The sequence below is a fragment of the Leifsonia sp. EB34 genome (assembly GCF_041260585.1).
Lineage (GTDB): Bacteria > Actinomycetota > Actinomycetes > Actinomycetales > Microbacteriaceae > Leifsonia.
Genome location: NZ_JBGCCV010000001.1, coordinates 1,759,060 through 1,781,488, shown reverse-complemented (window position 1 = coordinate 1,781,488; position 22,429 = coordinate 1,759,060). Strand labels below are relative to the sequence as shown.

Below are 22,429 nucleotides of genomic sequence, written 5' to 3'. Positions count from 1 at the left end.
CACCTGGCAGGACATGCCGCGACGCACAGTCCCGACGCGGCGTGTCCTGCCAAGTCGTGGGCGTCACGGCGCCGGGCGGGGGCGGCGCGCTGCGGTCAGGAGGGCGTCGGCGGCGACCGCCGCAGCCACGACGACGGCGCCGGCGATGAGGGCCAGGGCGATGTAGAGCAGCGTGCGCGTCGCGCGCTCCTCGGTGCGCTGAAGGGACTGGCCGGCGACGAGGACGCCCGATCCGTCCGGCTTGGCGACGATCGCGAAGCGCAGCCCCTCCTGCGGCTCCCAGCTCACGGCGTCCTCCCCCGTCGCCTTCGCAGTGTCCAGGACGCCGCGCGGCACCTGGGCGAGTGCGCCGCCGAGGTAGCCGTTCCCGGCGGCCGGGGCGTCGTGCGCGTCGTAGCGCACCCAGAACGTGCCGAGCCCGGAGGCGAGGTCGACGCGGCGTGGCTGCTGGGAGGCGGCCGTCGGCGCCCCGGCGGAGAGCAGCGCGCGCGGGGCGTCCTCCACCGCGTTGCGGCCCGACTGCTGCTCGACGAAGTAGAGCGTGGCGAGGCCGCCCGCGAAGAGCGCGTAGGCGGCGACCGCGACGATGATCCTGCGAAACCACATGCTCGCATGATGCGCCCGCACGCGGCCCGGCGGCATCCGCCTCGAGAACGATTCCGCGCGGAGCCTCTGGAGACGCCAACGCGCCCCCGCCTCCGTCCGGTGGGAGGAGGCGAGGGCGCGAAAGCGGCTGCGGGCCTTAGTGGGCCGCGGTGACGGCCGACTCGATCTGGTCGGCGACCTGCTGCACCTGCGAGCCGTAGCCGCCGCTCAGGGCGGTCGTCGCGAGGTGCTGGAGGTCGGCGGTCTGCGCCGAGGCCGGAGCCGAGGCGAGCTGCGACAGGTCGGCGCGCAGCGAGTCCGGGAGCTTCGACGCGAGCTGGCTGTCGCCGGTCACGGTCGAGGCGATGCCGGTGATCTCCGAGCTGAGCTGGGAGGAGGCGCCGGTGGCGGAGCCGAGGAGGTCGCCACTCTGCAGGCCGGAGAGCAGACCCTTGGCGTCCAGACCCTTGAGGTCGAGGCCGCCCTGGGCGTCGCTGTCCTCCGAGCCGTGGGCCGAGGCGCCGCCCTTGAGCTGGTCGGCGAGCTTCTGGATGGAGGTGCCGTAACCGCCGTCGAGCGCGGTCGAGACGACCTTCTTGGCGTCAGCGGTGCGGTCCTTCGACGCGGCGTTCGCCAGCGTCTTCAGGTCGCCCTGCAGGGTGTCGGGCAGCAGCGAGAAGACCGGGGCGTCGGCGACGATCTTCTTGGCGAACTTCTGCGCCTTGGCGCCGTTGACGTGGCCGTTGAGCAGCGCGTGGACCTGGCCGAACAGCGAGGAGCCGTGGTCGAGGTCGAACGCGGCCGAACCACCGGCCGACGCGGAGCCCGAGACGCCAGGAGTGGACGTCGAGGTGGAGACCGTCGCCGAGCCGGAGCCTGCAGCACCGGTGTCGCCGGTGGCCGCGAAAGCCCCCTGCGCCCCCACGCCGATGAGCGCTCCCGCCGCCACGACGGAGGCGGCGCCGATCACGATGCGACGCACGCCGAAAGCAGTGCGAGTGGTTCCGGAGGTGTTCTGGATGGTGTTCTTCACGTGGATCCTTTCCGTCGCCCACGACGAGGCCGGCAGGGGTGCCGGCCTGGGTCGACCGAGGGCATTCGGCGACGTTACGAGACCCGTCTGGACCTCCCGTCAGTACCCTCTGCGAGGTCGCGAAGAGCACTTGAAGGCGTCGGCGCATCGCGGTAATCGGAGAGCATACCGACCGGTATGGAATGCGCTGTGGGGGCTACCACGACCCGCTTCCGCGGGTGCACCATGAGAGAAAGCGGCGGGCCAGGCCGTCCGGCCATGCCGTCAGACAAGAGCGGGAGACCGGGTTTCAGGCGGCCCGCCCCACGGGCAGCGCCAAGCAGACAGCGGCTGGTCCCACCCGCCGCCGGACGGCCGCGACCGCTGCGGGGCAGAGAGGGGAACGACGATGGACGACCTTGAGGGGACCGCGGCGGAGCGGCTCGACCGGCTCGCACGGCTCGGCGGCGATGAGGTGAGCCACGACTGGACCAGGCGGCAGCTCGAACGGGCGCTGCGGGACTGGTCGGAGGACCAGGACACGCTGTCGGTGCTCGGCGAGGGACGCGAGGACTACTGACGGTCAGGCGCGTGACGTTTCATTTCACGCGCGCTCGAAGGCTCTAGACACGCCGGGCCCCACAGCGCTACCTTCCGAGCATGTCCAGCTCTCAGCCATCCGCGTTCGCGTCGTTCTCCCTCAACGGGCAGGACCTGACGAAAGCCGCCATCAACAGCATCCGCATCGCCCTCGGCGTCAGCGGCGCCGTCGCGCTCATCATCGGCGTCATCATCGTGTTCTGGCCGCGGACCGCGGCGGTCGGCCTCACGGTCCTGATCGCCATCTCCTTCCTCATCTCCGGCATCGCCTACCTCAGCATCGGCATCTTCGCCCGCGGGATCGGCGGCGGCGCGCGGGCGCTCGACATCGTCTTCGGCATCCTGCTGATCATCGGCGCCATCCTGGCGTTCGCGAACCTGGCGGCCACGACGGCGTTCCTCGCGGTCTTCATCGGCATCCTGATCGGCATCGCCTGGATCGTGGAAGGCGCGGTCGCGCTCGCCCAGCTCGGCGACTCGCCCTCGCGCGGCTGGTCGCTCTTCTTCGGCATCCTGAGCATCATCGCCGGAATCGTCCTGCTGTTCAGCCCGCTGTGGGGGATCGTGGTGCTGTTCCTGCTCGCGGGCATCGGCCTCATCGTGCTGGGGATCGTGCAGATCGTGCGGGCGATCACCTTCGGGCGGGGGATCGCGACGCCGGCGAGCTGAGCGCCGGTGGCCGGTGCCCCCTTCTCGGCGGCGCTCCCCTTCTCCGCGGCGCTCCCCTTCTCGACGTCGGGGGCCGGTGACACACTGGCCCTGTGCTCCTCGACACGATCGTCACCACCCTGGAGACCGTCGCGGGAACGCGCTCGCGGCTGGCGAAGGTCGACGCGCTCGCGGGCCTGCTCGGCGCGCTCGAGCCCGACGAGATCGCCCCGACCGTCGGCGTCCTCGTCGGCAAGCCGCGGCAGGGCCGGGTCGGCGTCGGCTGGCGCAGCGTCGGGGCGGCCCTGGGTCCTCCGGCGGAGGCACCGACGCTGACCGTCCTCGACCTGGACACGCTGCTCGGCGAGCTCGCCGCGCTCGGCGGGGAGGGCTCGGCGCGCGACCGCAGTGCCGCGCTGGGCGACTTCGCGGCCCGCGCGACGGCCGGTGAGCAGGACCTCCTGACCCGCGTCCTGCTCGGCGAGATGCGCACCGGCGCCTTGGAGGGCGTCCTCCTGGACGCAATCGCCCGCACCGCCGACCGGCCGGGGCCGGACGTGCGACGGGCCGCCATGCTGACCGGCGACCTCGGCGCGACCGCGGTGCTGGCACTGACCGGCACCGCCGAGGAGCTCGCCTCGGTCGGCCTGGTGGTCGGGCGCCCGGTGCTGCCGATGCTCGCCGCCACTGCGCCCTCCGCCGCGGCGGCGCTGGAGACGACCGGCCGCGCGTCGGTGGAGTACAAGCTCGACGGCGCGCGCATCCAGGTGCACCGGTCGGGCGACAGCGTGCGCGTCTTCACCCGGACGCTCGCGGACATCACCCACCGCGTCCCGGAGGTGGTGGAGATCGTGCGGCGGCTGCCCGCGCGGGACCTCGTCCTCGACGGCGAGACCCTCGCGCTGGACGAGGACGGCGGCCCGCGGCCGTTCCAGGAGACGATGTCGCGTTTCGGCGCCGAGCGGCGGGAAACCCTGCTGCACCCGTGGTTCTTCGACATCCTCCACGTGGACGGGCGGGACCTCCTGGACGAGCCGCTGTCGGTCCGGCTGGCCGAGCTGGAGCGCGTCGCCGGCGAGCACCGCATCCCGGGCGAGGTCACCGACGACCCCGAGACGGCCGAGCGCGTCTCCCGCGACGCCCTCGCCGCCGGCCAGGAGGGCGTCGTCGTCAAGGCGATCGACTCCCCGTACGCCGCCGGCCGGCGCGGCGCGAGCTGGATCAAGGTCAAGCCGGTGCTCACCTACGACCTGGTCGTGCTCGCCTGCGAGTGGGGCTCCGGCCGCCGCGTCGGGATGCTCTCCAACCTGCACCTCGGCGCGCGCGACCCGGACGGCGCGTTCGGCGAGCCGGGCGGCTTCGTGATGGTCGGGAAGACCTTCAAGGGCCTCACCGACGAACTGCTGCGCTGGCAGACCGAGGAGTTCCAGAAGATCGAGGTGCGCCGCACGCCGGGCACCGTGTGGGTGGCGCCGACGACCGTCGTCGAGATCGCGATCGACGGCGTCCAGCGCTCGTCCCGCTACCCCGGCGGCATCGCCCTCCGCTTCGCCCGCGTCAAGCGCTACCGCGACGACAAGCCCGCGGCGGAGGCCGACACGATCGACACCCTCCGAGCCCTGCTCCGCGAGTAGCACGCGGAGCTAGGCGCTTTCGGTCGGGGCGGCTAGCGGCGGGCGGTCGCGCGGGCGCCGGCGTCGCGCGGGAGCCGGAGTGCGCCCGCCAGCGGGATGAGCAGCAGGGCCGCGGCGAGCGCGAACGCCCAGTGGTAACCGGGCAGCGCTGATCCGGTGACGCCCTCCGATACCGCGGTGGAGGCGCGCACGAAGACGGCGACGACCGCGAGGCCCAGCGCCGTCGCCACCTGCTGCAGGGCGGAGGCGAGCGTGTTCGCGTTGTTGGTGTCGGCGGCCTCCACGTCGGCGAACTGGAGGGTGTTGTAGGCGCTGAACCCGATCGACCGGAACACGCCGCTCGCCACCAGCAGCAGGAGCAGCACCGGCAACGGCGCGGCCGGCCCGACGCCGACGAACGCGGCGAGCACCAGCATCCCGAGCAGGTTCGACCAGATCAGCACCCGCCGGAAGCCGAGCCGGCGGATGAGCGGGCTCGTGAACGGCTTGATCGCGAGGTTCCCGACGAAGATCGCGATGACGGTCAGGCCGGCGACCGTCGCGCTCCAGCCGTAGGCGAGCTGGAACAGCAGCGTGAACAGGAACGGCGCGCCCGTGATGATCAGGCGGTACACGCCGCCGCTGACGTTCCCGGCGCGGAACGAGTGCAGCCGCAGCACACCCCAGTCGAACAGCGCGTGCTCGCGGCCGCGCGACCGGGAGACGGCGGCCCAGCCGACCGCGATGGCCACCAGGATGGCGGCGCCGCCGGCGAGCTGGAGGCGGCCGTCCTCGGCGCTCAGCCCTTCCGCTCCGGCGGTCAGCAGCACCAGCGACAGGGCGATGGCCGCGTAGCCGCGCCCGTCGAACGGGAGGTCGCGCTGCCGTTCGGTGTGCGGCACCAGCACCAGCCCGGCGACCGCGGCGGCGACGCCGAGCGGGAGGTTGATCAGGAAGATCCAGCGCCAGCCGACCGTGTCCGACAGGATGCCGCCGAGCGCGGGCGCGATCACCGGGGCGATCAGCGCGGGCCAGGTGAGGTAGGCGATCGCGTCGAGGAGGTCGACCGGGTCGATGTCGCGGAGCACCGCCAGCCTCCCGACCGGCACCATGAGCGCGCCGCCGACGCCCTGCAGCACGCGCGCCACCGTCAGCAGCGTCAGGGAGGGCGCGAACGCGCACAGCAGCGACGCGAGCGTGAACACGACGATCGCGGTCAGCAGCACGGGACGGATGCCGATCCGGCGGGACAGCCAGCCGGTCGCCGGGATGCCCGCGGCCACCGCCAGCAGGTAGGCGACCATCGCCACGCTCACGTCGGCCGGGGCGACGCCGAACTCGCGCGCCATCGTCGGGGCCGCGGTCTGGATGATCGTGCCGTCCAGGTTCTCCATGAAGAACGTGGCGGCCACGAGGAGGGCGAGGCCGCGGCTGAACGACACGGCCGTGCGGGTCATGGAGGCTACGACCTGCCTCGGTTGCGCCGCCTCACATCCCGCGGCGCACGCCCCGCGAGGAAGGAGCGGCCGGGGTCGACCACGAAGCCCTGGCGGAGGGCCTCCCGTCCCACGAGCATCCGGAAACCCATCTCGTCGCGGTTGCTCAGGGTCGTCTCGGCCACGACCGCGCGGCCGCCGAGCACGAGCTCCAGCAGCACGACGATCCGCTCCTCGGTGTGGCCCGACGAGCTGCGCACCACGCGGCGGTCGTGGATGGGGACTTCGACCACCGTGCCGTCGGTGTCGGCGTCCTGCCACGGGTGCACGGTGAAGCGCACCCGGTCGCCCGGGAGCTCCTCCAGCCCGAACGTGTGCAGCGCCGAACTGCGTGCGCCGGTGTCGATCTTGACTTTGATCCACGGAATGCCGATGCTGGGCAGGCTCGCCCATTCACGCCACCCCACGACGAGGGTGTTTGAATGGAGGTCACCGGCCATCCCCCTATCTTTGCAGGATCCATCGATGAAGCTCGCCATCCTCTCCCGCGCTCCGCACGCGTACTCCACCCAGCGACTGCGCGCGGCCGCCCGGGACCGCGGTCACACCGTGAAGGTGCTGAACACCCTCCGCTTCGCGATCGACCTGTCCGGCGAGGAGCCCGACCTGCAGTACCGCGGCCGGCTGCTGTCCGACTACGACGCCGTGCTGCCGCGCATCGGCAACTCGATCACCTACTACGGCACGGCCGTCGTACGGCAGTTCGAGCAGATGGACGTCTACACCCCGAACACGGCCAACGGGATCACCAACTCCCGCGACAAGCTGCGGGCGAACCAGATCCTGTCCCGGCACAACATCGGGATGCCGGCGACCACGTTCGTGAACAGCCGCGCGGACGTGCGCATGGCGATCGAGCAGGTCGGCGGCGCGCCCGTCGTCATCAAGCTGCTGGAGGGCACCCAGGGCATCGGCGTCATCCTCGCCCCGGAGGCGAAGATCGCCGAGTCGATCGTGGAGACACTGCACTCCACCAAGCAGAACGTGCTCATCCAGAGCTTCATCTCGGAGAGCCGCGGCCGCGACATCCGCGCGCTCGTCGTCGGCGACCGCGTGGTGGCGGCGATGCGGCGGGTGGCGAGCGGCGACGAGTTCCGCTCCAACGTCCACCGCGGCGGCACGGTCGAGAAGGTCGAGCTGACCCCGGAGTACGAGGAGGCCGCGGTCCGCTCGGCCCAGATCATGGGCCTCCGCGTGGCGGGCGTCGACATGCTCGAGGGCAACGACGGGCCGCTGGTCATGGAGGTCAACTCCTCCCCGGGCCTCGAAGGAATCGAGCGCGCGACCGGCCTCGACGTCGCCGGCGCGATCATCGACTTCATCTCCAACCAGGTCGCGTTCCCGGAGATCGACGTGCGACAGCGGCTGAGCGTCTCGCGCGGCTACGGCGTGGCCGAGCTGCTCGTACACGGCAACGCGGACCTGGTCGGCAAGACGATCAAGGAGTCCGGGCTGTGGGAGCGCGACATCACGGTGCTCACGCTGCACCGCGGCGCTGTGGTCATCCCGAACCCGCGCAGCGGCGTGGAGCTGCAGGCGGGCGACCGGCTGCTCTGCTTCGGCAAGCTGGAGGAGATGCGGTCGATGATCCCGGACCGGCGGAAGCGGCGCCAGAAGGTGCGGCGGCTGCCGAAGGAGCATCTGGCGGAGACGGCGACGACGTCGGTCTGAGTCAGGCGGCGGGAGCCGTCCCGGACCGCGGCGTGCCAGCATCCCACCAGCGCAGCACGCGCAGCGCCCGCAGGGTGACCCAGCGGCTGGGCCTCCCCTCGTTTTCGCCGAAGTCGAACCAGGCCGGCCCCTCGTGCCGGTTCTCCAGGTTCCAGAGTCCGTCGGCGTCGGCTTTGCCGCGCAGCAGCTCCACCGCCTCCCCGAGGCGCGGGTCGCGGCGGTCGACGGTGCGGAAGTGCTCCAGCCCGCGCAGGATGTCGTGGAACCAGCGCACCGGGAAGCTCAGCATGGTCATGCGCGGGTCGGCGACCTCTCCCGTGCTCAGCCGGCGGAACAGGCCGCGGGCAAGGAGGTACTCCTCGCCCGTGCGCTGCGCTTCGGCCGTCGACGCGTCGCCGCTGCCGGTCGCGTTCCAGGCGGCCAAGCCCTCCACCGCGCAGATCGTGGAGTGGAACGACGACACCCGCGCGCCGTACTCGGCCCAGCAGTTCCAGGCGCCGTCGTCGAGCCGGCCGCCGGCGAGCGTGGCGGCGACGTTCGAGCCGTCCTGGCCGAAGTAGGCGGCGAGCGCGAGCACCACGCCGTTGATGCACGGCTCGGTCTCGCCGTCGAAGTAGGGTTCGCCGGCATGGTCCCAGCGGACGTGGTCGCGCACGTGGGCGACGGCTTCCAGCGCCCGCGGGTGCGCGGGGTCGAGGCCGAAGTCGGCGAGCTGCTGCAGCGTGAAGTGGGTGGCGGTCCAGGCGTCGAAGAACGGGCGGTCCTCCTGCGCCCAGCCGGGCCGGTAGACGCCGCCGTCCCAGGTGCCGTCAGGGCCCTGGGCGTCGAGGAGGCGCGCTCCCCAGCCCTCGGTCGCGACGCGGTCGCGTTCGGCGGCGACGGTCTCGTCGGACGCGCCGGCGAGGTCGCGGAGCACCTGCCAGCGGATGCTCGGGTCGGAGTCGAGGAGCCACGCGATGGTGTCCATGCCAGGCATGGTACTCACGTCAGCGCGGCGCGCGCTCGGCCACCAGCACGAGCACCACGATCGCGACGAGAGCGCCGATCAGCGCGATGCCGGGCAGGCCGCCCGCGCGCAGCGGCAGCATCCACGCCGCGAGCAGGCCCGCCGCGAGACTGCCCGCCGCTCCGATCAGCCGGTACGCCCACGGCCCGAGCCGCAGCTCGCGGCGGTACTCCGCGTCCCCGACCAGGTATACAGCGACGCCGCCCGAGAGCAGCCAGGCCGCGGCCGGCGTGACGGGGGAGAAGGCGTCCGCCAGCGACAGGTGCAGGCCGGCGGCGACGCCGACCAGGCCGAACAGCATCACGAAGTGCGCGACGTAGTAGGCGGTGAGGGCAAGAGTCGTGCCGCGGCGGCCGGACGCCCGCCCGAACGACCGCTCGGCCCGCTCGTCGTCGCCGGAGAAGTAGCACCACCACAGCGATGCGACCATCGCGACGGTCGCCACCGCGCCGAGGACCACCTGCGGGCGCAGACCCGACGCCGTCAGCCCGGCGCCGACCGAGACGATCGACTCGCCGAACGCGATGATCATCAGGAGGCCGTGCCGCTCCACGAAGTGCGAGGCGCCGATCGCGAACGGGCTCGACCGCGCGAGCAGCCCGGACACCAGGAACAGCGGTAGCGGCGCGAGGAACAGCGCCCACTCCAGCCAGCCGGTCGCGTACCCGGAGGCGATCAGCAGGAGCGCCGCCACGGCGTTCAGCGGGCCGACCCGCAGCATCACGCGCACCGAGCCGCGGCCTCCCCGGGCGATGAAGAGCCCCGAGTGGATGATCACGACCGTCAGGTAGGCGACCCCGAACAGCACGCCCGACCCGGTGAACACGTCCGGGATGGCGAGCGAGAGCACCAGGAACGCGGCCATCGCCGCGATGAGCAGCACCCGGACGGGGACGGTGTCCGGCACGGCCTGGTTGGTGAGCCACGCGAACGCGTCGTACATCCACCAGACGACGGCGAGGATGGCGGCGGCGCGCAGCACCGAGTCGACGCCGGGCGACTGCACGATCACGGCGGTGAGCTGGCCGATCGTGAACACGAACACCAGGTCGAACAGCAGCTCGATCGTGGAGACGCGCGACGCCACCCGCGCGATCCGGCCTCCGGTCACCCCGCTCACAGGCCAAACGTAGCGGGGAACGCGCCCTCCAGGCTGGCCCCCATGCCCGCGCCTTTCGTCGCCGGGCGCTCGGCGTGCATCCACCTGGCAGGACAGGGGTCGCGACATGCCGTTATGGGCGCCGCGTAGCGGCGTGTTGCGACCCCTGTGCGGGGCGTGGCGGGCGCAGCCCGCGGTTACGCGAGGGTGGGGAGGGTTGCGAGTGCCTCGTCGACGTGGGAGGTGAGCGTCGCGTCGGCGGGGCCGGCCATCCACTGGGCGAAGCCCACGTGGAACGCGCCCACGGCTGCCTGGCCGGCGAGGCTCGCCGCCGGCTCGGCGACGCCGCGGGCGCGCAGGGCCTCGCCGCAGGCGGTGGCGAGGGCGGCCAGCTTGAGCAGTTCGCGCTCCTGGAGGCTCGGGTTGGCCGCGATGACCGCCGAGCGCCGGCGCGGGAAGTCGGCGCCGCGGCCGTCGATCAGCGCAGCGGCGGCGCGCATCCCCGCCGCAGCGACGGCGAACGGCGGCGCATCCTCCGGGGCGGCGGCGATGGCGGCGAGCACGGCGTCCTGCATGGCCGTCGACCCCGCGAAGAGCACCTCGCGCTTGTCCGCATAGTGCCGGAAGAAGGTGCGCTCGGTGACGCCAGCGCGCTCGGCGATGTCCGCGACGGTGGTGCCCTCGAAGCCGCGCTCGGAGTACAGCTCGATCGCCGCCTGCGCCAGGCGGCCGCGCGCGTCCGGAGTCCAGCGTCCCACGAGACGAGTGTAACCGGTTCCGGAGAAGTGATGACAGGTGCTGACATCGGTGCTATCGTGATGTCAGTCACTGACGACAGTCCCTGACATCAGCGACACCACCCACGATCCCATGACTCGGGAGGTCATTCCCATGCGCGTCTTCGTCACCGGAGCATCCGGCTGGATCGGCTCCGCCGTCGTCCCCGAACTCCTCTCCGCCGGTCACCAGGTGACCGGCCTCGCCCGCTCCGACGCGTCGGCCGAGCGCATCCGCAGCGCCGGCGCGACCGCCGTGCCCGGCTCGCTCGACGACCTGGAGAGCATCCGCTCCGGCGCCGCGGCGGCCGACGCGGTCATCCACCTCGGCTTCAAGCACGACTTCTCCGACTACGCCGGCGCGGGCCGCACCGAGCGCGCGGTCGTCGCCACGATCGGCGACGAGCTCGCCGGGTCGGACCGGCCGTTCCTGTTCGCGTCGGGCATCGTCGCGCGCCCTGGCGAGGTGCTGACCGAGGATGTGCCGTCGCCCTATGTCGGGCCCGACGCCCCGCGCGGCGGCGGCGAGGCGTTCGCCTTCGAGTACGCCGATCGCGGCGTTCGGCCGGTCGCGCTGCGGTTCTCGCCGACCGTCCACGGCCGCGGCGACCACGGCTTCAGCGCGGAGCTGGTCCGCGTCGCGCGCGAGAAGGGCGTCGCCGGCTACGTCGGCGACGGCTCCAACCGCTGGCCGGCCGTCCACCGGCTCGACGCCGCCCGGCTGGTCCGGCTCGCCCTCGAACACGCCACCCCGGCGGCGCGCGTCCACGCGGTCGGCGAGGAGGGCATCCCCACGCGCGACATCGCGACGGCGATCGGCGAGGGGCTCGGGCTGCCCGTCGAGTCCATCGCACCGGAGGACGTGGACGCGCACTTCGGCTGGATCGGGCGGTTCTTCGGGATGGACATCCCGGCCTCCAGCGCACTCACCCGCGAGCGCTACGGCTGGACACCGTCCGGGCCGACACTGCTGGAGGACCTCGCATCGGGCTCCTACTTCGAGGCCGTCGCGGCGCGCTGAACTGAGCGCGTCGGCAGCAGGCCGATGAGGGCGGCGGCGAGGAAGCACACCGCGCCGCCGACCGTCCCCACCCCGGTCCAGAACGGGCTCAGGAGGGCGCTGGTGCCGGGCAGCACGAACGCGCCGACAGCCGCGAAGCCGAACAGCACCGAGCCGAGCAGGTTGAGCGCGGCTCCGGCCCTGTCCCGGGTCGACCCGCGCTGCCGCGCCACCGCGACCACCGCGATCAGGCTGGAGACGAGGAAGCAGATCGACCCGTAGGCGTCCGGCCGCCAGCCCGTCCCCCCGGCCGCACCCGCGGGGACGGCGGCGGCGAGCGCGAGCGACGTGCTCACGTTGAAGAACAGCGTCCCGACGAACTGGACGATGGACGAACTCCGGTTCGGCACCCCCAGCGCCAGCCCGGCGCCGAGCGTGAAGAACACCGAGCCGACCACGAACACCACGTTCGTGACGATCGCGCCGAGTGCGACCGCGACCGACGGCAGTGCGGCGAACGCGAAGCACACCGAGCCCACGGCGAAAGAGGCGTCGGAGAGCAGAAGCCTGTTCCGCTCCCCGGCGCCTCCCCCGTCGCTCACGCCGGCCCGCTCAGTGCGCGAAGTGCGTCCGTGTGCGCGCGGACTCGGTGGCCTTGGCCGGCGACGCGACCATCGCACCGGCCTTCTCGGCCTGCTCCCCCAGCTCGGCGCAGACCGCGCGGATGTCGTGCACGAGGTCCTCCGCCAGGTCGGCGTTGAAGCCGTCGCGCACCACGATCCGCAGCACCGCGACGTCGGTCGCGTCCTCCGGCATCGTGTACGCGGGCACCTGCCAGCCGCGGGCGCGGAGCTCGTGCGACACCTGGAACACGGTGTACGGCGTCCCCTCCTTCAGCGCGAACGCGATGACGGGGATGGCGGAGCCGTCGGTGATGACCTCGATCGCCGGGTCCTCGGCGAGGCCGTGCGAGATGAGCAGGGCGGTGTCCCGCAGCGCCTCCATGATCGCGGTGAACCCGGCTCTGCCGAGCCGCACGAAGTTGTAGTACTGCCCGACGATCTGGTTGCCGGGGCGGGAGAAGTTCAGCGTGAACGTGGGCATGTCGCCGCCGAGGTAGTTGACCCGGAACACCAGGTCCTCCGGGAGGTGCTCCGGCGAGCGCCAGACGACGAACCCGATCCCGGGATAGGTGAGCCCGTACTTGTGTCCGCTGACGTTGATCGACACCACTCGCGGCAGGCGGAAGTCCCACTCCAGGTGCGGGTGCAGGAATGGCACGACGAAACCGCCGCTCGCCGCGTCCACATGCACGGGCACGTCGGGTCCGCCGGAGGCGGCGAGGGTGTCGAGCGCGTCGCAGATCGCCGCGATCGGCTCCAGCTCGCCGGTGTAGGTCGTGCCGAGGATGCCGACGACTCCGATCGTGTTCTCGTCGACCGCCGCGGTGACCTGCTCCGGCGTGATGACGTAGCGGCCTTTCGCGACCGGGAGGTAGCGCGGCTCGACCTCGAAGTAGCGGCAGAACTTCTCCCACACCACCTGGACGTTCGAGCCGAGGACGAGGTTGGGCACGCCTCCCGGGTCCGTGCCTCCGGTGACCCCGGCCCGCTTGGCCCGCCAGCGCCACTTGAGCGCGAGGCCCCCGAGCATGACGGCCTCGCTCGACCCGATCGTCGCGGCCCCGGTCGGCTCGCCGGGCTCGGCGTGGAAGAGGGCCGAGACGATGGAGACGCAGCGGCGCTCCATGGCGGCGGTCGCCGGGTACTCGTCCTTGTCGATCATGTTCTTGTCGAACGCCTCGGCCATCAGGATCTCGGCCTCCGGGTCCATCCACGTCGTGACGAAGGTGGCGAGGTTGAGGCGCGAGCTGCCGTCGAGCAGCAGCTCGTCGTGGATCAACCGGTACGTGCTGGCCGGGTCGGTGGCCTCGTCCGGCAGGAGGTCCGGGGGACTCTTCCGCGACAGGCGGCCGGTGTAGGCGGGGGCGAGCCGGGTGTCACCGCTCGCCGTCTGGATGTCTGACTCGAGCCGCGCCATGCGCCGCCCCTCTCTGCCTCGGCGCCGCCGCGGGTCGACGGCGCCTGCCTATCGGCAGCGGATCACTTCGACTTGTCGAGCTTTCCGATCTCGTTGCCGTTCCTGTCGGAGACGACGAGGGTGTTGCCCTTCGCCGTCCCGCTCGACGCCTTCGCCAGCCACTCGTCGACCCCCTGGCACGCCATCATGGTGCTGGCGATCGGGCCGAAGGTGATGGTGTCGCCGTCGATCGAGCCCTTGCCGGTCAGGCGGTTGCAGCCGTCCGTGCCGGAGAAGGCGCCGTCGTTCTCGATGGTGAGGTTCGGCTGGGATGCGGCCGTCGAGCCCCAGGTGCCGACGAGCGCCGCGCCGCTCGGGGTGCCGGCGCAGCCGGCGAGGACGGCGAGGGACGCCGCGGCGACAAGCGCGCCGCCGAGGAAACGGGCGTGTGCCCGCCCGATCGTTCGCGTCATGTCGTCCTCCGCCTCTGCGGTCCGCCCGGTGCTGCGGGCCGCGCCACGAGGCCGAGGATAGCCGGGCCCGGCGAGCGTGCAACAGAGTCGCCATCCCCGATTTCACCCGCTGGTGAGCTCGTCCACGAGGGCCAGGACGGACGGGCTGCCGAGGATCCGGAAGTGGCCTCCGACCGGCACGCGCAGGTTGCGCGCGCCCGGCAGCGCGCATCCTCCCGGGATGTGCGGGTCGTACCAGCCCCAGACCGACACCACCCGGCCGACGTCCACGCCGTCGGCCGCCAGCCGCGCCAGCTCCGGATGGCCGGGCCGCAGCGCGCGCACGGCGGGGAACGGGACCAAGGCGGCCAGGCGGGAGCCGGAGAACGGCGTGGCGATCGCGACCACCCGGCGGATGCGCGCCGACGCGTCCGGCCTCCCGAGCAGCAGCCGGGCGACGAGACCGCCCTTGCTGTGCGCGACGACGGTCACGCCGCTGAGGTGCTGCTCGCGCAGGTAGTGCTCCACCTGGTCGGCGGCCTCCTCGAGCGACATGCCCAGGTGGCCCAGTGAGGTGACGACGTGCACCGGATGCCCCGCGGCGTGGAGGCGGCGCGCGAGCGGGTGCAGGAAGCGCCACGTCTCGTAGATGCCGGGGAGCAGCACGATGGGATCGCCGGTCCCCGCCTCGTCGACCAGCGCCTCGGGAGGGTCTCGGTCGAGGTTCGCCCGGAGCTGGTGCCGCAGCACGTACTCGTAGTCGGCGAGGAGCACGCCGGCCCGGCGGACGACGAGCAGCGCTTTCCTCAGCGGATGGGGGCGCGCGTTGTCTTCCACCCCGCCAGCTTCGCGCCGGCGGCCGCTCTTGCCAACCTCTGGAGCCGGGTGGATAGTTGCGACATGGGCGATGTCGTCGCATTCATCCTGTGCTTCCTGCTCTTCCTGGTGGGGCTCTTCCTGATGGGCCTGGCCGAGACGCTTCCGGCCTGGCAGGGGCTCGTCTTCTTCGCAGGCATCGTCTGCGTCGCGCTGTCGTTCGGCATCCCGGTGCACGCCCTGGGGCACTCCGAGCATTAGCAGGCCGCGAGCGCGGGCTCACATGTCGGGCGCGGTGTGGACTCCGGCGTCGGCGCGGAAGCCCGCCGTGGCCTCCTCGTAGGTGGTGTGCTTGCGGGCGGGGTGGGACTCGGCGGGCGGCGGCACGTCGGCGCGGCTCAGCGCGTGCAGCACGAGTTGCTCGACCAGACCGGCCGCGGTCGTCTCCCGATGGCGGGCAATGCGGACCAGGGCGGCGAACTCGCGCTCGCCCAGGCGGATTGTCAGGGGGATTCCTGCAGGAGCACGACCAGGGCCGTGGACGGACGCGGGCTCAGCGACATCAATAGCGTGAGAATCCTTCATGAACTCGATCGTCTCACGGGTGCGGCCTCATTGAAAGAACCCAAATTATCGGACGATACGCGCAATCCGGATGGTGTCCAGTGGAACATCGGTTCCGCCTCGCACCGCCGACGATCACCCCCCGTTCGGGGCCCGTGCCATGACGGTCTGATGAACAGCGCATGAAGCACCCTCCGGGAGCGCACAGGCCACTCCTAGGCTCGGCCCTGGCCCCCCGCCACACCCACTGAACAGAAGGAAGCAGGAATCGTGTCCAGACTCCATCGTCTGCGCCGCCGCCCGGTCGCCTCGGCCGGGCTGGCGCTGCTCGGCGCGGCGACCCTCGTGGGAGCCGGCGTCCTCACCGTCGCCCCCGCGTCGGCGTTCCCCGCTCACGGGACGCCCGACCACTCGCAGTCCGACCACTCGCACCAGACCCAGACGCCGATCAAGCACCTCGTCGTGATCTTCGACGAGAACGTCTCGTTCGACCACTACTTCGGCACCTACCCGAAGGCGGCCAACACCGACGGCACGACGTTCACGGCGGCGCCGGGCACCCCGAAGACGAACACGCTCGTCACCAGCGGCACGCTCACCAGCAACCCGAACCTGTACCCGCCGTCGCGGCTGAGCCCGGCGCAGGCGCTCACCTGCGACCAGGACCACGCGTACGCCGCCGAGCAGGCCGCGGTCGACAACGGCAAGATGGACATGTTCGTCCAGAAGACCGAGACCGACAGCTGCACCAGCGGGTTCGCCAAGCCGGGCCTGGTCATGGACTACTACGACGGCAACACCGTCACCGGCCTGTGGAACTACGCGCAGAACTACTCGATGAGCGACAACATGTGGGACACCACGTTCGGTCCGTCGACCCCCGGCGCGCTCAACCTGATCTCGGGCCAGACCCACGGCGGCACCGCCTACGACCCGAAGACCGGCGCGGTGCTCCCCGCCTCCACCGCCGTCCAGTCAAAGGACGCCGCGGGCGTCGGCACCGTGATCGGCGACCCCGACCCGGTGTACGACGACTGCTCTGGCAGCGACCACACCTCCACGTCGGCGCTGGTCGGCATGGCCGGCAAGAACGTCGGTGACCTGCTCAACGCGCGCGGCGTCAGCTGGGGCTGGTTCCAGGGCGGCTTCGCACCGACAACCGCGTGGAACGGCCAGGCCGGCAGCTACGCCAAGTGCGACGCGACCACCGCGAACGTCGGTGGCGCCACGCCGAAGGACTACTCGCCGCACCACAACCCGTTCGAGTACTACAAGTCCACGTCGAACCCGCACCACCTGCCGCCGACGTCGACCCAGGCGATCGGTCACACCGACCAGGCCAACCACCAGTACGACCTGACCGCCTTCGACAAGACGCTCGCGGCGAACAACCTCCCCGCGGTCTCGTTCCTCAAGGCCCCGGAGGCCCAGGACGGCCACGCCGGCTACTCCGACCCGCTGGACGAGCAGAAGTTCCTCGTCAACGAGATCAACGCCCTGCAGAAGTCGAAGGACTGGAAGAGCACCGCCGTCGTCGTCACGTACGACGACTCGGACGGCTGGTACGACCACGCCGCGCCGACCGTCGCCAACGGGTCGAACGACCCGGCCGTCGACTCCGGGGTCTGCACCAGCGTGACCCAGATCGCCGGCGGCTACGCCGACCGCTGCGGCCCGAGCCAGCGCCTCCCGTTCCTGGTGGTCTCGCCGTGGGCCGCGCAGAACAAGGTGGACCACACCGCGATCGAGCAGACCAGCCCGCTGAAGTTCATCGAGGACAACTGGGGCACCGGCCGGATCGGCGACGCGTCGTTCGACGCCCGCGCCGGCTCGCTGAACGGGCTGTTCGACTGGAGCCACCCGCAGCAGCGCCAGGTGCTGCTCGACCCGGCCTCCGGCGCGGTCAGCCAGGTCGTGCCCACGCACGACCGCGGTGACGACGACCAGGGCGACAACCAGCACTGACCGTCGAGTACGCCCGTAATCGGTCGGAAACCGCCGAATACGCAGACAATCTGCGTACTCGGCGGTTTCATTCCGGGCGGGTGCTGAGGAATTCGTCGAGCGAGAGGGGGCGGCGGCCGGTGACGCGCTCGACATCGCCGCTCGGCCCGGCGAACTCGCCGGCGGCGATCGCGGTGTAGGTGGACACCCACGCGTCGACCTGCCACTGCGGGGCGTTCCACTTCTTCCGCGAGGCGTAGGCCTCCTCGATCGTCTCGTCGTGGAACGAGACGGCGCGGCCCAGGTGCGCCGTCAGCTTCTCGGCGACCTGCGCCATCGTCAGGTCCTCCGGCCCGGTGAGGTCGTAGGTGACGTTCCGGTGCTGCTCGGGGTTCCGGAGCGCCGTCGCGGCCACCCGGGCGACATCCGCGCGCGCGACCATGGCCGCCTTGCCGTGCCCGGCCGGGCCGCGGATCACCCCGTCGTCGCCGACCATGAACTCCACGAAGTCGAGATAGAGGTCGTCGCGCAGGAAGGTGTACGCGATCCCGGTCGCCTTGATGCGTTCCTCGGTCGCGTAGTGGTCCCGGGCGAGCGTGAAGGTCGCGTCCGGTGCGGCGCCGAAGAACGACGTGTAGACGATGTGCCGCACGCCGGCGTCGGCCGCGGCGTCCACGAACGATAAGTGCTCGCGCAGCCGCTGCTCGTTCTCGGCCGCCGAGACCATGAGGACAGTGTCCACGCCCTCCAGCGCTACACGCACCGAGGCACCGTCGGCGTACGTGCAGGCGACCACCTCCGCGTCGGGGAAGCGCGGGGCGCGCTCCGGGGAGCGCGCAAGCATGCGGAAGGGCACGCCGACCTCCGCGAGTTCGGACGCGGCGAGGCGTCCGACCGTGCCCGTGACTCCGGTGACTGCGATGGTCATGGTGTGCTCCTCCCGGCCCGACGCCTCCCCACATGATCGGTCAGGAGCCGCCGCCGAGTCCAGGCTCACCCTCGCCATCCGTTCCGGAGTTGTGTACGCCCCGGCACGGCGTGTCGCGTACAGAAGTCCGGGACGGATTGTCGAGGAAGTGGGACCCGGCCGCCGCACGCCGATGACAGGGCGGCGGCCGGGAGTTGGAGGGCGGCTAGAGGCCGCGGGCGAGGCGGTAGTAGGCGGCGTTCCAGTCGAGCTCGCGGGAGAAGGCTCGCAACGTGGTGCTCTCGTCGATGATGAGCAGCTCGGTGCGGGCCATGCGGGCGAAGTCCTCGAACGCCTGGATGCCGACGGCGGTGCTCATCACGGTGTGGTGGGCGGCGCCGGCCTCCAGCCACGCGGTCGCCGAGGTGGTGAAGTCGGGGGCCGGCTTCCACACCGCGCGGCCGACCGGGAGCTTCGGCAGCGGGGCCGTCGGCTCCACGACCTCCACGACGTTCGCCACGAGGCGGAAGCGGTCGCGCATGTCCGAGAGCGCGACGACCACCGCGGGGCCCGGGTCGGCGGTGAAGACCAGGCGCACCGGGTCGTCCTTGCCGCCGATGCCGAGCGGGTGGACCTCCAGGGTCGGCTTCGCGCTGGTGAGCGCCGGAGAGACCTCCAGCATGTGCGCGCCGAGGATGCGCTCGTCGCCGGGCGTGAGGTCGTAGGTGTAGTCCTCCATGAGCGACGCGCCGCCGGGGAGGCCGGCGCCCATGACGTTGGCCGCGCGGACCAGGATGGCCGTCTTCCAGTCGCCTTCGGCGCCGAAACCGTAGCCCTCCGCCATCAGGCGCTGCACGGCGAGGCCGGGGAGCTGCTTCAGTGCACCGAGGTCTTCGAAGCTGGTGGTGAAGGCGCCGAAGCCGCCCTCCTCCAGGAACGACCGCAGCCCGACCTCGATCGCCGCGCCGTCGCGCAGGGACTGGTGCCGCTCGCCGCCGCGGCGGAGCTCCGGGACGACGTCGTAGAGGTCCTCGTACTCGGCGACCAGCGCGTCCACCGCGTCGTCGGAGGCGGCGGCGACCGCGTCGGCCAGCTCGTTGACGCCCCAGGTGTTGACCTGCACGCCGAACCGGAGCTCGGCCTCGGTCTTGTCGCCCTCCGTGACCGCGACGAAGCGCATGTTGTCGCCGAAGCGCGCGAGCTTCAGGGAGCGGGTGGCCGCGTGGCCGGCGGCGGCGCGCGTCCAGGTGCCGATGCGCTGCGTCACCGAGGGGTTGCTGACGTGGCCGACGACCGTGGTGCGCGGGACGCCGAGGCGGGTCTGGATGTAGCCGAACTCCCGGTCGCCGTGCGCGGCCTGGTTGAGGTTCATGAAGTCGAAGTCGAGCTCGCCCCACGGCAGCTCGACGTTCGCCTGGGTGTGGAAGTGCAGCAGCGGCTTCTGGAGGGCGTCGAGGCCGGCGATCCACATCTTGGCGGGGCTGAACGTGTGCATCCACGCGACGAGGCCGATCACGGCGTCGTCGGCATTGGCCTCCAGCGCGATGCGGCGGATGGCGTCGGAGTCGGTCAGCACCGGCTTCCAGACGACGCGCACCGGCACGTCGGACGATGCGCCCAACTGGTCGGCGATCCCGCGGGACTGCTCGGCGACTTGCGCGAGCGTCTCCGGTCCGTAGAGGTGCTGGCTGCCCGTGAGGAACCAGACCTCGTAGTGGTCGAGGGAGGTCGTGAGCGTCGGCATCAGGCGAGCGATCCTTCCGGGTTCTGTCCGTACACGTTCTGGTAGCGGTCGAAGAGACTGTCGATCGCCTCCTGCGGGATAGGGACGAGCGGGCCGCCCTGGCGCGCGATGTGCACGGTGCGGGCGACGTCCTCGGCCATGACCGCGGCCTTCACGGCGTCCCGCGCGTCGCGACCGATGGTGAAGACACCGTGGTTCTGCATGAGTACCGCCCGGCTGCGGTGCCCGTCAAGCGTCGCGACGATGCCGCGGCCGATCGAGTCGTCGCCGATGATCGCGAACGGGCCGACCGGGATCTCCCCGCCGAACTCGTCGGCCATCGCGGTGATGACGCACGGGATGGGCTCGGCGCGGGCCGCCCACGCCGTGGCGTAGGTGGAGTGGGTGTGCACGACGCCGCCGACCTCGGGCAGATTGCGGTACACGTAGGCGTGGGCGGCGGTGTCGGAGGACGGGGACCGGTCGGATCCGGGCGAACCGGGGACGACCGCACCGTCGAGGGTGCAGACGATCATGTTCTCCGACGCGAGGTCGTCGTAGTCGACGCCGCTCGGCTTGATGACGAAGAGGTCCTCGCCGGGGACGCGGCCGGAGATGTTGCCACCGGTCCAGATGACCAGGCCGTAGCGGACGAGCTCGGCGTGGAGGGCGGCGACCTGCTCGCGGGTGCGGCGGACGGCGGGGGATTCTGGGACGGCGGGGGTCTCGGCGGTCTCGGGGGTCTCGGCGGTCATCGGGCGGCTCCCTTCAGGGCGATGGAGGCGACGGCGGCGCGCTCGGCCGCCAGGCCCTCGTGGTAGCGGGCGAGGTAGGCCGCGAATCCGGCCACGTCGTCCGGGTGCGGGTTCACGGTCTCGAAGGCGAAGCCTCCGAACACGTCGCGGTCGAGGTAGACGTCGAGCGGGATGCCCTCGCCGGCGGCACGGAGGTAGGCGGCGAGCACCGCGACGCCCCACGCCCCGCCCTCCGACGCGGTCTCGGCGACCGACACCGGCGCGTCCAGCGCGCCGGCCAGGAAGCGCTGCGCGACGCCGGCGGTGCGGAACATCCCGCCGTGCGCGAACATCCGGTCGAGGACGGCGCCCTCCGCGTGCAGCACGCGCATCCCGAGGGCGAGCGTCCCGAACACGCCGTAGAGCTGGGCGCGGACGAAGTTGGCGAGGGTGAGCCGGCTGTCCGGGGTGCGGACGACCAGCGGGCGACCCTCGTCCAGGCCGGTGATCGGCTCACCGGCCAGGTAGTTGTAGGCGAGGAGGCCGCCCGCGTCGGGTTCGCCGCGCAGCGCCTCGCGGAAGAGGGTCTCGAAGACCGCGTCGGCCGCGACCGGCGCGCCCGCGGCCTCCGCGAATCTCCCGAACAGCCCGGCCCACGCCGAGAGTTCGCTCGCGCCGTTGTTGCAGTGCACCATCGCGACCGCGTCGCCGGCGGGGGTCGTCACCAGGTCCAGCTCGTGGTGCGCCTCGGCGAGCGGACGCTCCAGGACCACCATCGCGAAGATGCTCGTGCCGGCGCTGACGTTGCCGGTGCGCGGGGCGACCGAGTCGGTGGCGACCATGCCGGTGCCGGCGTCGCCCTCGGGCGGGCAGAGCGGGATGCCGGGCTGCAGCCCGCCGGACGGGTCGAGCAGGAGTGCGCCCTCCGGCGTGAGGTCGCCAGCGGACCGGCCTGCGACGAGGACCTCGGGGAGCAGGTCCCGGAGGCCCGGCAGCGACGCCCTGTCCCGAACGTGCGCGTCGTAGCGGCCGACCAGCTCCGGGTCGTAGGTCTTCGTGGCCGGGTCGATCGGGAACATCCCGGACGCGTCGCCCACCCCGAGCACGCGGCGGCCGGTGAGGCGCTCGTGCACGTGGCCGGCGAGCGTGGTGATCGAGTGCAGGCGGTCCAGGTGCGGCTCGGCGTCGAGGACGGCCTGGTGCAGGTGCGCGATCGACCAGCGCAGCGGGATGTTGACGCCGAACAGCTCGCTGAGCTCGGCGCTCGCGGGGCCGGTCGTGGTGTTGCGCCAGGTGCGGAACGGGACCAGCAGCTCCCCCTCGGCGTCGAAGGCGAGGTAGCCGTGCATCATCGCGGAGACGCCGATCGCGCCGAAGGTCCGCGGCCGGACGCCGTGGCGCGCCTCCGCGTCGGCGACGAGTGCGGCGTAGGCGGACCGGAGGCCGGACCAGACGGAGTCGAGGGAGTAGGTCCAGACCCGGTCGGCGAACTCGTTCTCCCAGTCGTGCGAGCCGACGGCCAGGACGGTCGCCGGATCGTCGGAGTCGACCAGGCAGGCCTTGATGCGCGTGGAGCCGAGCTCGATGCCGAGCGCGGTGCGGCCGGCGACGAGGGCGTCGCGGTGGGTGCTCATGGTTCTCTCACTCCGTTGTGACCGGTCACATTGTGTCCCCACGAGTGTCCCTCCTCCCTGGTCCCTCTGTCAAGCCGCCCCCACCCGCGCGCACATTCGTGACGAATCGCGGCGCGCACATTCGTGACGA

At 72.1% G+C, this 22,429-nt stretch carries 23 protein-coding genes; 7 read left to right on the top strand and 16 right to left on the bottom strand.

All coding sequences use genetic code 11. The annotated features are described in order from the left end of the window. Positions 1–63: 63 nt before the first annotated feature. Together ABIA36_RS08725 and ABIA36_RS08720 are read right to left on the bottom strand one after the other, a co-directional pair. Positions 64–606 (bottom strand): hypothetical protein, encoded by a 543-nt coding sequence (locus ABIA36_RS08725; RefSeq protein ID WP_369961908.1) that lies wholly within the window; start codon positions 604–606, stop codon positions 64–66. Positions 607–742: 136 nt separating this feature from the next. Next, positions 743–1,618: a hypothetical protein gene (locus tag ABIA36_RS08720; protein WP_369961907.1), complete on the bottom strand. Its 876-nt coding sequence runs from the start codon at positions 1,616–1,618 to the stop codon at positions 743–745. A gap of 388 nt (positions 1,619–2,006) precedes the next feature. Between ABIA36_RS08720 and ABIA36_RS08715 the strand changes: the two genes are divergently transcribed. The 3 genes from ABIA36_RS08715 to ABIA36_RS08705 all read left to right on the top strand — a co-directional run bounded on the left by ABIA36_RS08715 (position 2,007) and on the right by ABIA36_RS08705 (position 4,479). Further along, positions 2,007–2,177 carry a hypothetical protein gene (locus ABIA36_RS08715; protein ID WP_369961906.1) on the top strand — a complete coding sequence of 57 codons (171 nt, stop codon included), beginning with the start codon at positions 2,007–2,009 and terminating at the stop codon, positions 2,175–2,177. Between the two features lie 80 nt (positions 2,178–2,257). Beyond that, positions 2,258–2,866 (top strand): HdeD family acid-resistance protein, encoded by a 609-nt coding sequence (locus ABIA36_RS08710; RefSeq protein WP_369961905.1) that lies wholly within the window; start codon positions 2,258–2,260, stop codon positions 2,864–2,866. A gap of 92 nt (positions 2,867–2,958) precedes the next feature. After that, entirely contained in the window at positions 2,959–4,479 is a 1,521-nt protein-coding gene (locus ABIA36_RS08705; RefSeq protein ID WP_369961904.1) for an ATP-dependent DNA ligase, read from the top strand. A gap of 32 nt (positions 4,480–4,511) precedes the next feature. Here the strand turns inward: ABIA36_RS08705 and ABIA36_RS08700 are convergent, their stop codons facing one another. After that, positions 4,512–5,915 carry an MFS transporter gene (locus ABIA36_RS08700; protein WP_369961903.1) on the bottom strand — a complete coding sequence of 468 codons (1,404 nt, stop codon included), beginning with the start codon at positions 5,913–5,915 and terminating at the stop codon, positions 4,512–4,514. Between the two features lie 5 nt (positions 5,916–5,920). After that, positions 5,921–6,394, bottom strand: a complete 474-nt coding sequence (locus tag ABIA36_RS08695; protein WP_369961902.1) for an ATP-dependent zinc protease — start codon at positions 6,392–6,394, stop codon at positions 5,921–5,923. A 25-nt stretch (positions 6,395–6,419) separates the two neighbouring features. Between ABIA36_RS08695 and rimK the strand changes: the two genes are divergently transcribed. Continuing rightward, entirely contained in the window at positions 6,420–7,625 is a 1,206-nt protein-coding gene (rimK, locus tag ABIA36_RS08690) for a 30S ribosomal protein S6--L-glutamate ligase (protein ID WP_369961901.1), read from the top strand. A gap of 1 nt (position 7,626) precedes the next feature. Here rimK and ABIA36_RS08685 read toward each other — a convergent pair whose 3' ends face one another. From ABIA36_RS08685 to ABIA36_RS08675, 3 genes are all read right to left on the bottom strand, one after another. Then, positions 7,627–8,592 carry a hypothetical protein gene (locus ABIA36_RS08685; RefSeq protein ID WP_369961900.1) on the bottom strand — a complete coding sequence of 322 codons (966 nt, stop codon included), beginning with the start codon at positions 8,590–8,592 and terminating at the stop codon, positions 7,627–7,629. 19 nt (positions 8,593–8,611) lie between these two features. Then, positions 8,612–9,751, bottom strand: a complete 1,140-nt coding sequence (locus tag ABIA36_RS08680; RefSeq protein WP_369961899.1) for a low temperature requirement protein A — start codon at positions 9,749–9,751, stop codon at positions 8,612–8,614. A 176-nt stretch (positions 9,752–9,927) separates the two neighbouring features. Further along, the gene (locus tag ABIA36_RS08675; protein WP_369961898.1) at positions 9,928–10,488 is read right to left on the bottom strand and encodes a TetR family transcriptional regulator; all 561 of its coding nucleotides are present in this window, start codon (positions 10,486–10,488) and stop codon (positions 9,928–9,930) included. Between the two features lie 133 nt (positions 10,489–10,621). On the opposite strand from ABIA36_RS08675, the gene ABIA36_RS08670 reads away from it, so the two are divergent. Then, complete coding sequence (locus tag ABIA36_RS08670) at positions 10,622–11,527, top strand: SDR family oxidoreductase (RefSeq protein WP_369961897.1); 906 nt, start codon at positions 10,622–10,624, stop codon at positions 11,525–11,527. Here the strand turns inward: ABIA36_RS08670 and ABIA36_RS08665 are convergent. The 4 genes from ABIA36_RS08665 to ABIA36_RS08650 form a co-directional block, all read right to left on the bottom strand. Continuing rightward, the gene (locus ABIA36_RS08665) at positions 11,500–12,108 is read right to left on the bottom strand and encodes a hypothetical protein (protein WP_369961896.1); all 609 of its coding nucleotides are present in this window, start codon (positions 12,106–12,108) and stop codon (positions 11,500–11,502) included. The genes ABIA36_RS08670 and ABIA36_RS08665 overlap by 28 nt on opposite strands. Positions 12,109–12,118: 10 nt before the next feature. After that, the gene (locus ABIA36_RS08660; protein WP_369961895.1) at positions 12,119–13,546 is read right to left on the bottom strand and encodes a glutamate decarboxylase; all 1,428 of its coding nucleotides are present in this window, start codon (positions 13,544–13,546) and stop codon (positions 12,119–12,121) included. Between the two features lie 62 nt (positions 13,547–13,608). Further along, entirely contained in the window at positions 13,609–13,998 is a 390-nt protein-coding gene (locus tag ABIA36_RS08655) for an META domain-containing protein (protein WP_369961894.1), read from the bottom strand. A 102-nt stretch (positions 13,999–14,100) separates the two neighbouring features. Next, positions 14,101–14,814 carry an esterase/lipase family protein gene (locus tag ABIA36_RS08650; protein WP_369961893.1) on the bottom strand — a complete coding sequence of 238 codons (714 nt, stop codon included), beginning with the start codon at positions 14,812–14,814 and terminating at the stop codon, positions 14,101–14,103. Positions 14,815–14,877: 63 nt separating this feature from the next. Between ABIA36_RS08650 and ABIA36_RS08645 the strand changes: the two genes are divergently transcribed. After that, positions 14,878–15,054 (top strand): hypothetical protein, encoded by a 177-nt coding sequence (locus ABIA36_RS08645; protein ID WP_369961892.1) that lies wholly within the window; start codon positions 14,878–14,880, stop codon positions 15,052–15,054. Positions 15,055–15,072: 18 nt separating this feature from the next. Here ABIA36_RS08645 and ABIA36_RS08640 read toward each other — a convergent pair whose 3' ends face one another. Next, on the bottom strand, positions 15,073–15,378 hold the full coding sequence (locus ABIA36_RS08640) for a hypothetical protein (protein ID WP_369961891.1): 306 nt from the start codon (positions 15,376–15,378) through the stop codon (positions 15,073–15,075). A gap of 249 nt (positions 15,379–15,627) precedes the next feature. Here ABIA36_RS08640 and ABIA36_RS08635 point away from each other — a divergent pair, with 249 nt between their 5' ends. Beyond that, positions 15,628–17,322 (top strand): phospholipase C, encoded by a 1,695-nt coding sequence (locus tag ABIA36_RS08635; protein WP_369961890.1) that lies wholly within the window; start codon positions 15,628–15,630, stop codon positions 17,320–17,322. A gap of 67 nt (positions 17,323–17,389) precedes the next feature. On the opposite strand, the gene ABIA36_RS08630 is transcribed toward ABIA36_RS08635, so the two are convergent. From ABIA36_RS08630 to ABIA36_RS08615, 4 genes are all read right to left on the bottom strand, one after another. Then, positions 17,390–18,229, bottom strand: a complete 840-nt coding sequence (locus ABIA36_RS08630; protein ID WP_369961889.1) for an SDR family oxidoreductase — start codon at positions 18,227–18,229, stop codon at positions 17,390–17,392. A gap of 205 nt (positions 18,230–18,434) precedes the next feature. Next, complete coding sequence (gene araA / locus ABIA36_RS08625) at positions 18,435–19,952, bottom strand: L-arabinose isomerase (RefSeq protein WP_369961888.1); 1,518 nt, start codon at positions 19,950–19,952, stop codon at positions 18,435–18,437. Beyond that, positions 19,952–20,686, bottom strand: a complete 735-nt coding sequence (locus ABIA36_RS08620) for an L-ribulose-5-phosphate 4-epimerase (protein ID WP_369961887.1) — start codon at positions 20,684–20,686, stop codon at positions 19,952–19,954. Before ABIA36_RS08620 ends, araA begins: the two co-directional genes overlap by 1 nt. Further along, on the bottom strand, positions 20,683–22,299 hold the full coding sequence (locus ABIA36_RS08615) for a xylulokinase (protein ID WP_369961886.1): 1,617 nt from the start codon (positions 22,297–22,299) through the stop codon (positions 20,683–20,685). Before ABIA36_RS08615 ends, ABIA36_RS08620 begins: the two co-directional genes overlap by 4 nt. Positions 22,300–22,429: the final 130 nt, after the last annotated feature.